General features: G+C 37.2%; 13 protein-coding genes and 2 pseudogenes. 8 read left to right on the top strand and 7 right to left on the bottom strand.

The window, feature by feature from the left end:
• Window positions 1-291: 291 nt before the first annotated feature.
• Window positions 292-733 (bottom strand): annotated as a pseudogene (locus NSQ71_RS18450) (transposase); the annotation flags it as partial.
• 120 nt (window positions 734-853) lie between these two features.
• Between NSQ71_RS18450 and NSQ71_RS18445 the strand changes: the two are divergent.
• From NSQ71_RS18445 to NSQ71_RS01690, 7 genes and pseudogenes are all read left to right on the top strand, one after another.
• Window positions 854-1,089, top strand: a pseudogene (locus tag NSQ71_RS18445) (IS256 family transposase); the annotation flags it as partial.
• Window positions 1,090-1,438: 349 nt separating this feature from the next.
• Complete coding sequence (locus tag NSQ71_RS01715) at window positions 1,439-2,167, top strand: amino acid ABC transporter ATP-binding protein (RefSeq protein ID WP_327873198.1); 729 nt, start codon at window positions 1,439-1,441, stop codon at window positions 2,165-2,167.
• A gap of 21 nt (window positions 2,168-2,188) precedes the next feature.
• A complete protein-coding gene (locus NSQ71_RS01710) occupies window positions 2,189-3,055 on the top strand; it encodes a glutamate ABC transporter substrate-binding protein (RefSeq protein WP_339194013.1) in 867 nt (288 codons plus the stop codon).
• 63 nt (window positions 3,056-3,118) lie between these two features.
• The gene (locus NSQ71_RS01705) at window positions 3,119-3,772 is read left to right on the top strand and encodes an amino acid ABC transporter permease (RefSeq protein ID WP_340732552.1); all 654 of its coding nucleotides are present in this window, start codon (window positions 3,119-3,121) and stop codon (window positions 3,770-3,772) included.
• Window positions 3,773-3,894: 122 nt separating this feature from the next.
• Window positions 3,895-4,545: an amino acid ABC transporter permease gene (locus tag NSQ71_RS01700; protein ID WP_117017463.1), complete on the top strand. Its 651-nt coding sequence runs from the start codon at window positions 3,895-3,897 to the stop codon at window positions 4,543-4,545.
• 61 nt (window positions 4,546-4,606) lie between these two features.
• Entirely contained in the window at window positions 4,607-5,872 is a 1,266-nt protein-coding gene (locus NSQ71_RS01695; protein ID WP_340732550.1) for an ATP-binding protein, read from the top strand.
• Between the two features lie 32 nt (window positions 5,873-5,904).
• The gene (locus tag NSQ71_RS01690; protein ID WP_327873200.1) at window positions 5,905-6,840 is read left to right on the top strand and encodes a response regulator; all 936 of its coding nucleotides are present in this window, start codon (window positions 5,905-5,907) and stop codon (window positions 6,838-6,840) included.
• A 309-nt stretch (window positions 6,841-7,149) separates the two neighbouring features.
• Here the strand turns inward: NSQ71_RS01690 and NSQ71_RS01685 are convergent, their stop codons facing one another.
• From NSQ71_RS01685 to NSQ71_RS01670, 4 genes are all read right to left on the bottom strand, one after another.
• Entirely contained in the window at window positions 7,150-7,395 is a 246-nt protein-coding gene (locus NSQ71_RS01685) for a hypothetical protein (protein ID WP_340732545.1), read from the bottom strand.
• 158 nt (window positions 7,396-7,553) lie between these two features.
• Window positions 7,554-8,504 (bottom strand): hydroxymethylglutaryl-CoA lyase, encoded by a 951-nt coding sequence (locus tag NSQ71_RS01680; protein WP_063388375.1) that lies wholly within the window; start codon window positions 8,502-8,504, stop codon window positions 7,554-7,556.
• Window positions 8,505-9,713 (bottom strand): CaiB/BaiF CoA transferase family protein, encoded by a 1,209-nt coding sequence (locus tag NSQ71_RS01675; RefSeq protein ID WP_066247132.1) that lies wholly within the window; start codon window positions 9,711-9,713, stop codon window positions 8,505-8,507.
• Between the two features lie 19 nt (window positions 9,714-9,732).
• Complete coding sequence (locus tag NSQ71_RS01670) at window positions 9,733-10,449, bottom strand: FadR/GntR family transcriptional regulator (RefSeq protein WP_063388391.1); 717 nt, start codon at window positions 10,447-10,449, stop codon at window positions 9,733-9,735.
• A gap of 316 nt (window positions 10,450-10,765) precedes the next feature.
• Here NSQ71_RS01670 and NSQ71_RS01665 point away from each other — a divergent pair, with 316 nt between their 5' ends.
• Window positions 10,766-11,533 carry an inositol monophosphatase family protein gene (locus NSQ71_RS01665; RefSeq protein ID WP_066247136.1) on the top strand — a complete coding sequence of 256 codons (768 nt, stop codon included), beginning with the start codon at window positions 10,766-10,768 and terminating at the stop codon, window positions 11,531-11,533.
• A gap of 190 nt (window positions 11,534-11,723) precedes the next feature.
• On the opposite strand, the gene NSQ71_RS01660 is transcribed toward NSQ71_RS01665, so the two are convergent.
• Both NSQ71_RS01660 and NSQ71_RS01655 read right to left on the bottom strand, forming a co-directional pair.
• On the bottom strand, window positions 11,724-12,662 hold the full coding sequence (locus tag NSQ71_RS01660; protein WP_117017460.1) for an amidohydrolase family protein: 939 nt from the start codon (window positions 12,660-12,662) through the stop codon (window positions 11,724-11,726).
• A gap of 20 nt (window positions 12,663-12,682) precedes the next feature.
• Window positions 12,683-13,462, bottom strand: a complete 780-nt coding sequence (locus NSQ71_RS01655; protein WP_311066782.1) for an IclR family transcriptional regulator — start codon at window positions 13,460-13,462, stop codon at window positions 12,683-12,685.
• Window positions 13,463-13,619: the final 157 nt, after the last annotated feature.

The following is a 13,619-nucleotide window of genomic DNA, read 5'->3' as shown; positions in this document are numbered from 1 at the left end:
AATTTAAGAAATGTCAAAATGTAGAGGCTTTTTGATGCGTTTTTACGATCGGCGGGAAGTATGAAAACACATGCAATTTAAAAGTTTAGAAGAAGAAAGCACAAGTCGATTTGCTTAAAAAGCGCCGTCCAAATCTATACGGGAAGAAGTGGCCCTAAAAGCCGATCGGTTTCATATTATTGATAAAGCATTTATGTTTGTTGCGATCATTTTTTAGGATTTCGTAAATGCTTTCATTTTTTCTAAGAAATCCATATACTTTCATCTCCAGATCCTTTTTTATTTCTAATTTACACGGCTAAGAGTATGACAGACAATGTGAACGACACAACGCTGTACGTCGCCTTTCGGATAAAGCGCTCCTCCAGTCCTGGCAATCATCGAATACGCTTAAAGCACTTCTTGACACCTCTTGTGTAAAGGTTTTACAGAATTTTGTCCACCTACGAAAAAATCCAAAATTTTGCGATATCCTTTTTCGTTTACTCCTAACACTACATAAATGACTTTTTTCAACCGTCGTAGTCCAAATATAAAACAGCATAACGCTTGGATAGTGGACGGTTGCTCCATTTTTGATGTCCTCTCTTTCTGGTCATACAACTGATCGTCAGGAGAATAGGGACTTTCCATCCACATGCTAATTTCCCGTGTCTTGATGATCGCTTCCTAAAGCGAGCCCGTATAATGTTTATAAAAGGGAAATTCGCGTTTGAAATTCCGAGTTTCGTTCTTAGCACCAAAAGGGCATCAGTCTAATCGATCTCCGGGTAAAGAAAACGCATGGAAGTTGTTTCGGCAGTTTGCATCGGAATAATTGAGTAAATTTTAAAAGAGAAGCCCGATCTTGAGTCTCGCCTTCATGAACCTAAGCAGTAATCGAAGTGTGATGTACACGATAAATACCATCCAACGAGCGATCAAGGAGATTCGGAAACGTCTAAAGCCGATGAACAGTTTAAGCAGTTAAGAATCCGCTGAAAAAGCATTATATTTGACCTTTCAAACTTTTAGCAGAACGAAAAGTTACGAAGATTTGCAGAAGCGCAGGAAGCCCTCCAGCGAAAATTCGAAGAACATAACAATTAATCATATATGGCAGATTAATTGTGTTTACTGCTTATTGATGCCTCTTTTTTATGGGTTAAAACGTTAATATTTTTGGAATTTGACTTTCTAGACAGTCTCCTGCAAAGGAAATCGGTTCCCTATCAATTCCAAACTCATTCAGAAATATTGTATCTGCCCCGCATTACATAAAATTTTTTAACAGTATACCCATTTATACCATTCTCTACTTTTGTAAAAAAATATGACAAGGTTTTTTATTTGGTTTTTGTAATTTTTTGTAGATTTTCGTAGATTTAATTTAATATTAATTTAAAATTTGTTAAATATTTTAAAAATTATTTACATATAGAAAGGAGGGGGTTGATTAATGATCATTTTCCGTGAAGTAAATAAACATTACGGAAAATTCCATGTTCTGCAAAATATCAATCTGCATATTAAACAAGGGGAAGTTGTCGTCATTATAGGTCCTTCAGGATCCGGGAAAAGTACACTCGTTCGTTGTATTAACAGGCTTGAAACAATTTCTAGTGGAGAATTAATAGTAGATAATGTAAAAGTTCATGACAAAAAAACAGATATAAATAAATTACGCCGCAACATCGGGATGGTATTTCAACATTTTCATCTTTATCCTCACAAAACCGTCCTACAAAACATTACGCTGGCTCCTATAAAAGTGTTAGGAGTTGCAAAAGAAGAGGCTGAAAGAACTGCAATGTACTATTTAGAAAAAGTAGGAATACCTGATAAGGCAAATTCCTATCCATCCTCTCTATCCGGAGGACAACAACAGCGTGTTGCAATTGCCCGTGGTCTTGCAATGAAACCAAAAATCATGTTGTTTGATGAACCAACTTCTGCACTGGATCCAGAAACAATCGGAGAAGTGTTAGACGTCATGAAAAAGCTGGCGAAAGAAGGGATGACCATGGTGGTTGTAACACACGAAATGGGTTTTGCCCGAGAAGTTGCAGACCGAATTGTGTTTATTGATCAAGGGAAAATATTAGAGGTTTCAACACCTGAAGAATTTTTCTCCAATCCAAAAGAAGAAAGAGCAAAAAATTTCCTAAACAGAATATTAAATCATTAAATATGAAGGGGGATGTTATATATGAGCTTTCGATCATTCTGTAAGAAAATACTTTCCATTTCTTTAATTTCTATTTTATGTATATCTATTTTGTCAGCCTGCGGCGGAAAAACTACTACTAATACTACTGCAGAACAAGAAAAAACAGAAAATTCTTCCGACAATCAAAATACGTTAGAAAAAATAAAAGAAAGGGACAAATTGATTGTCGGCGTAAAATATGATTTAAATCTTTTCGGACTTAAGGATCCTAAAACCGGAAAGGTGGAAGGGTTTGATATCGATATTGCTAAAGGTTTAGCTAAAAAAATATTAGGAGATGAAAATAAAATCGAACTGAAAGAAGTAACTTCTAAAACCCGAATTCCTCTTTTAAACAATGGCGATATCGACTGTATCATTGCCACAATGACTATATCGGAAGAGCGCAAAAAAGAAGTAGATTTTTCAGATGTTTATTTTATGGCCGGACAATCTTTACTTGTGAAGAAAGACAGCAAAATCAACGGTATTTCTGACGTCAAAAAAGGTGTAACCGTTTTAACGGCAAAAGGATCTACTTCCGCTCAAAATATTCGTGAAAAAACACCAGAAGCAACTGTATTAGAATTTGAAAATTATGCTGAAGCCTTTACTGCTTTAAAAGCTGGTCAAGGAGATGCTTTGACAACAGATAATGCTTTATTACTAGGAATGGCAAAGCAAGATCCTAATTTCCGAGTCGTTGATGAAACATTTACAGAAGAACCTTATGGAATTGCTGTCCGCAAAGGTGATACAGAATTTGTAAATACAATTAATGAATATTTAAAAGAAATTAAAGAAAACGGTGAATATGACAAAATTTATGAGAAATGGATCGGAGACGTACCAAAAAATGAAAAATAATTTGATAAACAGATGAGCGGTTTTTCACCCTCATCTGTTTCTTCCTGAAAGGAGTGATTATATTTGTTGAATTTTTCCATACTCATTGATCATTGGGATATGTATATAGAAGGCTTTTTTAATACAATAAAAGCTAGTGTATTTGCTATGATTGCAAGCTTAGTTGTAGGAACAATTATCGCTATTTTCCGTATAGCTCCCTTTCGACCACTCAATTGGCTTGGCACGATGTATGTGGAATTTATCCGAAACATCCCGTTGATGTTAATAGTATTTGTATTCTTTTTCGCTCCTTCCGCTTTGGGGTTACGCATTAATTCTTTTTTGGCAGGAACACTAGGTCTTACAACTTATACAGCCGCATTTATCGCCGAGTCGATACGTGCAGGTATTCAAGCAGTACCGAAAGGTCAAATGGAAGCTGCCCGTTCTTCCGGTTTAACATACGTACAAACGATGTGGTATATTATTTTGCCACAAGCAATTAAAATTGTTATCCCTCCATTAGGAAATCAATTTCTAAATCTTGTAAAAAACTCGTCTGTACTCGGTGTAATTGCTGGCTTAGATCTCATGTATTTCGGTGATTTAATATCTTCTGAAACATTGGTAACATTTGATGTATATATTTTTGTTGCTATGTTTTACTTGCTGTTAACTATTCCTTTAAGCTTAAGTGTCAGTTTTCTTGAACGCAGACTAGCAAAAAATAGATAAAGAGGATAGCCCTCTACCATGTAAATATATTGAATAAATTCAATTTGTATCCACTAACATGAGGTTAAGAATCTATAGGTGTTAAAGAATTGGGAGAAATTATAGAGGGAGGGGAAAACAAAATGGATTTTATTGGTGCTTATTCACCCAGTCATATCATATTTCTCTTGAAAGGATTTTCTGTCACCCTACTTGTTGCTTTTATATCCATTACCCTTAGTTTTATATTCGGCATCATGATCGGTGTATTGCGTTACACAAAAGTTCCGGTCATTAGTCACCTACTGGCCGTTTGGGTGGAAACGATTCGAAACTTACCGTTATTATTAATTATTTTCTTTACGTTTTTTGCTCTTCCAGAAATAGGGTTAAAATTAGATAAAATGGCCGCTGCCATTTTAGCATTAGTAGTTTTTGAATCTACTATGTTGTCAGAAATTGTTCGAAGTGGATTAAATTCCATTGAAAAAGGTCAAATAGAAGCTGCTCGTTCTTCTGGATTAAATTATTTGCAAACTTTATGGTATATTATACTGCCGCAAGCTTTACGCCGGATGGTTCCGCCAATTGTCAGTCAATTCATTTCACTACTAAAGGATACTTCTTTTGCTGTCGTGATCTCTTTACCAGAATTAATGAATCATGCACAAATCATTAATGGCAAAAATATCAACTATGTCATTCCGATCTTTATTTTAGTTGCTCTCATGTATTTTACTGTAAATTATTTATTATCATTAGTTTCAAGACGGTTGGAAAACAAATATATCTAAATAGACGTTTCGTAGGTTTCTGGCCATAATGGTATTATAATTGTCTATGAGGGAGAATGCGATGAATAACCGCCTTTGGACACTTGTTGTCCTTGTTTTCACTACTGCACTTCTGGGAGAAATGAAAATCAATCCTTTTGATAATTTTTTTCGATTTTCATTAGGAAGTGCAATTTTCTTCTTTGGATTACTATCTTTTCGATCTGCTCCTATCCTTGTAACTGGATTTAGTACTGGCATTTTTGTTTTGCTGTTTCGGATGATGATCGATCTTATATTAGGGCGAGTCTTTTGGATCGACAGTTTCTTTATCCATTTACCAGCTGCCTTTTACTATTTTAATTTTACTTTACTCGTTTATGTTACAAAAATTCAAAAATATTTAAAAACTCCCATTCGTGTAGGAATCATTGGAGCATGCATTGATTTTTCATCTAATATGGTGGAATTATCTTTTCGCATACTAATACAAGAACAATTTACCCTCACGTTAGAAACTATTTGGATGCTACTATTATTTGGGATTTTAAGAAGTTTTTGCGCAGTAGGGCTTTACAATATTTTAAATCTTTCTCAATTAAAAGCCATAAGCGAAGCGCGACAACATGAACTCGAACGTCTCGTTATGATCAATACAAGCCTTTATGAAGAAACATTTTTTTTGCGGAAATCAATGAGCCATCTAGAAGATATTACTAGAAAAAGCTATCAACTATATATGCGTTTAATGGAATTAGAAAATAAAGAGGCAAGTACAGCCCTTTATATTGCTGAACATGTTCATGAAGTGAAAAAAGATTCACAAAAGATTTTGGCAGGATTATCTAAACTAATGAGTCAAGAGCAACTAAACCTTCATATTTCCATTACAGATATTTGCGATTTAGTTATTAAAACAAATCAAAAATATGCAGAAGCTTTAGAAAAGTCAATTCAATTCCAAAAAAAATGTGATATTGACTCATGTACTAACCATGTATATGCTCTTCTATCTGTATTAAACAACCTTGTTTCAAACGCAGTCGAAGCAATACATCATTCAGGTTGGGTTGAACTGCGTGTAGTGGAAGATAATCACAGCATAAAATTTTTCGTAACCGACTCCGGTATTGGTATATCCGAGGAAGATCAAGACTGGATTTTTGAACCCGGATTTACAACAAAATTTGACAAAAACGGGAATCCATCAACAGGAATCGGTTTGACACACGCCCAAAAAATTGTACAAAATTTAAATGGTTCAATACAATTATCAAATGAAAAAGGACAACCTACTCAATTTATAGTAACGATACCAAAAGATCAGCTGTTTAAAACGCTTACATAGGTATTCCATAATAAAGAAAGGGGGGGAATGTGATGTACCTTCGCTTCTTCCTAATTGAAGACGATCCTGTTATTAGAAGAATGTTGGAAAAAATAATAACAGACAGCGGGCTTGGAAAAGTTATCGGACAAGCAGATGATGGGATTAACGTTTCAATCGATCAACTCAAAAATGTGGATGTTATTCTAATTGATCTATTGATGCCTCGACTAGACGGCATTCAAACAATGAAAAAATTGAGAAGCGAAGGATTCACCGGTCCCTTTATTATGATTTCTCAAGTTGAAAATAAAGAAATGGTCGGTGAAGCATACTTGCAAGGTGTCGACACATACATTCAAAAACCTATTAACAAATACGAAGTTGTTTCCGTTTTAAAACGAGTTGCCAACCATCTTGCCTTATCTTCTTCACTTATATCTATTCGCAATTTATTAGAAGTAATGGATGATAAAGATAAAGATCAGCAAACATTTTTAAAAGCTTCTACATATTCTGCAAAGCATTCGATTGAGGAAAAAGCTTGCCATCTCCTTCTGACTTTAGGCATTGCTGGCGAGACGGGAACTTCTGACATATTAGCAGTGATAAAATGGCTAGAGGCTCGAGAACAGAATGGAAAAAATATACACGACCTTCCTCAATTAAAAGACTTATACAAACAAATTTTGCTGCAATCTGGAAATCATTTTGATGAAGAATCTCTACAAAAGGAATTGCGTGCCATGGAACAGCGTATTCGCCGAATAGTTTTACAAACATTCACCAATTTAGCTTCAATTGGATTAACTGATTATACAAATCCTAATTTCGAACATTACGCCCCTCGTTTATTTGATTTTGAAGAAATCCGCCAACGAATGGAGGAACTAAAAAATGGAGAAAAGACAACAAAATGCCGATTGAGCATAAAAAAATTTATAACTGCACTTTATTTGGAGACAAAAGAAGAAATGAATTTTCACTAGTTTCTTACATATATAGTAAAAATTATTTTTCATCAGCATCTCTTGTCCACCTCCACCGATGAATTGGAATCTATTCCCGGCAATCTGTTGACACATGTTATATCTTAATCCTTTCTTTTATAAGGGAAATGATCCGCCGAATATAAAGTTGTAAGAAAGCAATGATCATCATACTATGTCTACTACACAATAAAAAACTGAGCCACCGCACGAATGATATGATACCCTTTATAGTTGACCGAAAAAAGAAAGCTCATGGAAGGGATTTTTATGCGGAAAGCCTTCGATAACATATAATACAACAATCGGTTAAGTCCAAATTTTTTTTGTAAATTTCCCTCTTTGATAGAAACATGGATCTGATGGCTTGACGTGGCAGGTAAATCCGGCAAGTCTTCCTGTCGGTCGTCTTCCCGGACAAATGATCATGTTGTCAAGGAACGTTGCGGCAGGGATCTTGCCCAGAATTCCACGTTCTCCTTGATACAGCGAATGAGTCATCGCCAGAGTTTTCGAATTCACCATTCGAGTTTCTTGCTCTTTCGTTTTCAACAACCACCTTTAGCTCCTGTCACTTTTCTGCCCTGCTACGACTCTTTATTCAATGCCTAACAGATTGGGTTTACGCATTTCAACTGGCTCTTTTTTTGACGGCAAAAAATTGATCGATCTTATTAGATCGATCTAAAAACATGTTTTCCATACCAATCATTTTACTTTTCTAATTTTTCCTGAGCAGTTGGTTTTGGACTCAATTTCGAACAAGGTCCTGCCTGAAGCATGTAGCTTCCTCCATCATGACCGAGCATGTTTCTTACATCTTTTGCAACGTCAATTATGCGATCTAAATGAATTCCAGTCTCAATCCCCATCTCTTCTAGTGAATGAACTAAATCCTCTGTTGCAATGTTACCCGTTGCTCCTGGTGCATATGGGCATCCGCCGAGACCTGCGACAGAACTGTCAAAATGGATGACACCTTGCTGCAAAGCGGCAACCACATTCGCCAACGCCATTCCGCGCGTATTATGGAAGTGCATGGAGAAAGTCATGTGAGGAAATTCCTTTTTTAATACGCCAAGATATTGATAGACTTGTTTTGGATTGGCCATTCCTGTCGTGTCAGCAAGCGAAACTTCAGTTATCCCCATTTTCTTATATCGATCTACAATTGTTACTATTTTTTCTAAAGGCACTTTTCCTTCGTACGGACATCCAAATGCAACGGAAATTGATCCTCCTACTTCAACATTATGTTTTTGCGCCAAATCGACAATAGGTTCAAATCCTCTTTGCGCTTCTTCCACAAGGCAGTTTGCATTTGATAAACTATGCGAATCTGTTGCCGAGAGCATAAGCTTCAATTTCTTTATTCCAGCCGCAATTGCTCTTTGGGCCCCTTTTACATTTGGCACTAAAGCCCGAAATTTAATATGCGTTAAATCTTCTATCCCTTTCACAACTTCCTCGGCGTCTTTCAACTGCGGAATTGCTTTCGGATGAACGAACGATGTCACTTCTATCGATTGAACTCCTGTGTTCGCAAGCGCACGGATAATTTTTATTTTTTGTTCAGTCGGAATCCATTGATCCTCTGATTGAAACCCGTCGCGCGGCGCAACTTCGCAAATGATGACCCTTGCAGGAAATATGGCATCACTCATTTAAATGACTCCTTTCTCTTTTAACTCGGCAAGCTCCTGTTTTGATAACCCTAATTTTCCGCCTAATATTTCTTCATTATGCTCTCCAAGCTCAGGAGCGCGGTAACGAATGGTTCCAGGAGTTTTTGAAAAATTAGGAACGACGCCCGGCACTTTTACTTTTCCAAGTCGAGGATGCTCAACTTCTACTATGTTTTTCCTAGCTTGATAATGTTCATTTTCAAAAATATCTTTAATACTTAAAATCGGACTGACAGGCACACCGTACAAATCCAATTTTTCCTGCAGCTCCTTCAGCGTAAACTGGCGTATCCAGTCAGAGACAATCTTTTGTACTTCATCGTCATGTTTTAAACGTTGTGAATTTGTATAATAACGTTCATCCTCAAGCATATCTGTTCGTTCCATTGCTTCTGCAAGCCGATTAAAAGTTGAATCAGTACTGCAAACAAGAACAACATATTTTCCATCCTTCGTTTCATATGTTCCTGCTGGACTTGAATGTCCGGCCAACCCGGGTGTTCTTTCTCTTACTATACCGTTTTGGTCATATTCAGCTACTAAAAATTCGAGCATTCGGAAAATCGATTCATATAATCCCATTTCGACTACTTGCCCTTCTGGATCATCAGTTTTATCACGGTAATATAATGCACTGACCGCAGCAAATGCAGTATATACACCAGTGATATAATCAAGCAATGAATAAGATGGGCTGACAGGCGGTCTGTCCGGATACCCTTGGATATAAGTATGGCCGCTGAAAGCGGTGCACGGAGTTCCGAACCCGGCTTTTTCGCGATACGGTCCTGTTTGACCGTAGCCCGAGATTCGAACCATAATCAATTTAGGATTTGCTTTTTTCAATTCTTCATACCCTAGCCCCCACTTTTCAAGAGTACCGGGGCGAAAGTTTTCAATTAAAATATCCGTATTTTTTATAAGTTTTTTTAAAATTTCTTTTCCTTCTTCTTTCCGTATATCTAAAGTAACTGATTTTTTGTTGCGGGCAAGCCCTGGCCATCTGAGCGGCTCATTCCCCTTCCAAGGGCCTACAGTCCGCAAAGTATCACCTTTATTGGGCAATTCAATTTTCGTCACTTCGGCGCCAAGGTCAGCTAACAGCGTTGCCCCAAAAGGAGCAGCGATCATAGTCGATATATCCAAAATATTTACTCCTGTTAACGGACCATATTTTCCTTTTTCCATCGTATCCCCCTCCAAAACATTAATTTTTCTCTGGCAGCATGCCTAATACATTGCTTCGCAAATTGCTTAAATGGACTTTCATCGCTTCCGATGCTTTTGCTTTATCTTTCTGTTTCACGGCTTCCAAAATCGCTTCATGTTCAAAAAAAGATTCAGAATAACGCGCTTGCGACTGCAACGTTTGCTTTCGCACTTGGCGGTATAAATTCAAATTCGTATCCATAAATGAGATGAACACAAAATTATGTGTCGCTTGGGCGAGAGATAAATGAAAGTTGCTGTCTGCATCTATTTCCTCTTCCGGATTTTTCAACTTTTCTTCCATTAATTTCAATGCCTTTTCCATCTTTTCTATATCTTCTTTCGTTGCCCTTTCGCATGCTATTTCAGCAATTTTTGGCTCCAATGCTTCCCGGGCCTCCAAAAATTGAATCACTGTTGTTTTTTCGAGTACATCAATAGGGTTGATCTGATATTTCAGAATCAAGCTTTGATCGACTTTTTGAACGAACCGTCCGCCGCCTGGTTTTGAAATAATGATTCCTTCCGATTCTAAAACTCTGCATGCTTCCCGCAAAGAAGTCCTGCTGCACCCGAGAATTTTCGCCAATTCACGCTCCGGAGGCAGGCGGTCATTTGGTTTTAGTTTTCCTTCTTCTATCAGCTGCTTAATTTGATCAACAATTTTTTCGTAAACTCTCGTATTGGTGAGCTCATTAAATATATTGGATTTCATAAACATGTTCCTTTCATTTTTTGGACTGTTGGGCAGTCCAATTTTATTAAAATTATAATATTCTGTCATTAAATCGTCAAGCCGCTGCACCATCGAACATGTAAAACACCGGAAGATATGAAGAGAAAAGCGTTCAATGCAAGATGTAAGATGATTTTTCTTATCCAGGGCATTTCATTTCTCATGTGGAAACCTTTCATTACACTTCTAAAGCAAGTGTGTGTTAACATTCCATCTATTCCTAAATTTCTTGAAATATATTATGATTAATTAATAGCAATCAATCATTGATTCACTTTTCCGAAGGAGGAACGCAATGTATAAGCAATATTTGCCTTTTGCGATAAAGTTAGCTAAAGAGGCCGGTGAATTGATTCGGCCGTATGCAGGAAAAGCTGGGCAGCAAACATTAAAGTCAGCAAAAGATTTTGTGACTGAAATGGATTTGAAAGCTGAAAAGCTGATCATTGATCGCATTCAGGAGACATATCCTGATCACCGCATATTCAGTGAGGAAGCCGGCAGCATTGGGGGAAAGGATGAATTTGAATGGGTGATTGACCCTATTGACGGGACCATCAACTACAGTTTCGGCGTTCCGCTTTACGGAGTTTCCATCGCCCTAACCTATCAAAATGATCCAGTCGTCTCTGCTATATCATTGCCTGCTTTTGGGGAAACGTATTGGGCAGCAAAGGGAGAAGGAGCCTATTTAAATGGAAATGCTATAAACATTCGAAATGCCAGCCTGGCGGAAGCTTTTATTTCCATTGGCGATTTTGCAAAGGACGCCAATAAACAAACGAATAAAGAGCGCATTTCATTGCTTGAAAACATTGTAAACGACGTTTACCGAGTCAGAATGATCGGAACAGCTGCTGTCACTTTAGCCTACATTGCTTGTGGCAAACTTGATATCGCAGTCTACTATAAGCCTAATTTTTATGATATTGCTGCTGGACAGCTGCTTGTGTGCGAAGCGGGCGGAGCTATACAAACGATCGGAAATTATACTGTCATTGCTGATCAAAAAATAATAGACGAGATAGCACCTTTACTGCCTGTTCAGCACACAACGGCATAAAAGCAGTCCGCAAGTCTAGACTGCTTTTATGCTTTTCTGCTGCCATATAATACAACGACATTTCCGTTTTCATGATGCTGGGCCCGTTCGTGAAATAACGTTTTGCTAACAAAAACCGGAACGATGATTCAAAAGATAAATCATTTAGCGATTGATTGTCCAGCCTGCTGGCTTAAAAGACGAAAAGCTTTTAAAAATCTATTAATGAACTTGCCCCTTTGCAATGCTTTTCATTTGGAGGCCAGACAGAAAGGTCGAACGGAAAATCGGAGCCAGGCACTACTCGATCTTCTCCCACTATTCGCACTAAATAGTCAATGCTTGCTTGCTCCCACAAAACATTGTCATACCAAAAACGCTTTAAGTATTCTTTCGGAGAGGATGTTAAATTTTTTGAAACCGCTTCCCATTCTTCGTATCCTTTTTCTATTCTGCCGATTTGGTAAGGCAAAAATCCTCCGCCATGGGCAAATAATATTTTCACATTTGGAAATCGATCAATCAATCCGCTTAATAAAAGATCTGTAGCACAAATCGTTGTTTCCCACGGAACACCGATTAAATTTGGCATCATTCTTCTTTTCAAGCGAGGATCTTCGCTCAATAACGGATGAATGAAAACAATCGCTTTCAACCGATCGGCTTCTTCAAAAAATGGGATAAAAAATTCATCTGACAGCATATGATTAGCTGCCCCAGGACCGATAATGGCTCCTTTTAACCCTTTTCCCATCGCATCTGTCAAGATTTGTGCAGCTTTATCCGGGTTATTTAACGGAACCGTTGCCAGCGCAGACAATTTTTCCGGGAACGATTGCACAAGCCGCGCTAATGAATCATTATACACGCCGGATAGTTCAGCAGTGATTTCTTCCGGAAACTCGTACATAAAAAGCTGCGGTATCGGTGAAATGACGGAATGATGAACTCCCGCTTTCAATTGTTCGTTTAAAAAAAGGGTTAAATCTAAAAAAGATTTTTTTAATTCAAATCCCCATTTTTGATTAACAATCAAAAACTCTTCCTTATCCTTTTCTTTTTTCACCCATTCAGCATGAATAGTTTCTTTATGTTCTTTTACCCATTCCATCACGCCTTCAGGGATGAAATGTGTATGAAAATCATACATCTCTCCACTCTCCCACCAAATTAAGAAAAATTCAAATACCCCATTCTTTCAGAAATTTCCTTGCTGGCTGCGATCACTTGTTTCGCCATCGCTTTAAGCTTGTAAGAATTGATTCGTTGTTTTGGACCGACTACAGAAAGTGCTGCAATAACCTTTCCGGTATAATCATAAATCGGGGCGGCAATGGAATTAACTCCCTCGGACAATTCTTCAATGCTAACGGCATACCCATTCTCCCTTACTTTTTTTAAATGATCTCTCAGCTTCTCAGGATCCGTAATCGTATTTTTAGCAAAACGCTTTAACCCTTTAGATATAATTTTTTCGACCGTTTCATTTTCCGAAAATGCAATTAAAACTTTTCCAGAGCTCGTGCAATAAGGCGGATTGCGTCTCCCGATATGGGTTAAAAATCTTACGGGGTGATTGCACTCTACTTTTTGCAAATAAACAACTTCTAAATTGTCCAATACAGAAATATGGGCAGTTTCACCGGTTGCTTCGACCAGTTTATTTAGTACAGGCTGCGATTCTCTGTAAATATCCATATTGCTGAATAGCACGCCGCTTAAAGATAAAATGGATAATCCCAATCTGTATTTCTTCGTTTCTGAATCTTTATAAACAAATCCTTCACTTGCCAACGTCTTCATTGTCCTGCTGACTGTGCTTTTATTTAATCCTAGAGAATTGGATAAATCGCTTATTTTTTTTTCTGGCTCTTCCATTGTAAAGCTTTTCAATATTTTCAGCGCATTTTTGATGGAAGAAAGCTGATTTTTCTCGTCTTTTCCATTCAATGTACACCCTCCCCCTCTACATCAATTTTCTTTATACGAGAATATATCAAATATATGAACAACTGAAAAGTAAAAAATTAAATATTTCGATATTTTTAAAAATTTTTATATTTGTTGCATATATAGCAATTTAGAAGTTGAAAGTGCAACATAGGGA

Origin of the sequence: Aeribacillus sp. FSL M8-0235 (genome assembly GCF_038000355.1) — a bacterium.
GTDB classification, from domain to species: domain Bacteria; phylum Bacillota; class Bacilli; order Bacillales; family Aeribacillaceae; genus Aeribacillus; species Aeribacillus composti.
The sequence above is the reverse complement of the archived record's forward strand: the minus strand, read 5'-3'. Positions and strand labels throughout refer to the sequence as shown.

Coding starts and splice junctions, on each gene's coding strand:
- NSQ71_RS01690 (WP_327873200.1), top strand. CDS start 5,905: ATGTACCTTCGCTTCTTCCTAATTGAAGACGATCCTGTTATTAGAAGA.
- NSQ71_RS01670 (WP_063388391.1), bottom strand. CDS start 10,449: ATGAAATCCAATATATTTAATGAGCTCACCAATACGAGAGTTTACGAA.
- NSQ71_RS01680 (WP_063388375.1), bottom strand. CDS start 8,504: ATGAGTGATGCCATATTTCCTGCAAGGGTCATCATTTGCGAAGTTGCG.
- NSQ71_RS01695 (WP_340732550.1), top strand. CDS start 4,607: ATGAATAACCGCCTTTGGACACTTGTTGTCCTTGTTTTCACTACTGCA.
- NSQ71_RS01675 (WP_066247132.1), bottom strand. CDS start 9,713: ATGGAAAAAGGAAAATATGGTCCGTTAACAGGAGTAAATATTTTGGAT.
- NSQ71_RS01665 (WP_066247136.1), top strand. CDS start 10,766: ATGTATAAGCAATATTTGCCTTTTGCGATAAAGTTAGCTAAAGAGGCC.
- NSQ71_RS01700 (WP_117017463.1), top strand. CDS start 3,895: ATGGATTTTATTGGTGCTTATTCACCCAGTCATATCATATTTCTCTTG.
- NSQ71_RS01715 (WP_327873198.1), top strand. CDS start 1,439: ATGATCATTTTCCGTGAAGTAAATAAACATTACGGAAAATTCCATGTT.
- NSQ71_RS01710 (WP_339194013.1), top strand. CDS start 2,189: ATGAGCTTTCGATCATTCTGTAAGAAAATACTTTCCATTTCTTTAATT.
- NSQ71_RS01660 (WP_117017460.1), bottom strand. CDS start 12,662: ATGTATGATTTTCATACACATTTCATCCCTGAAGGCGTGATGGAATGG.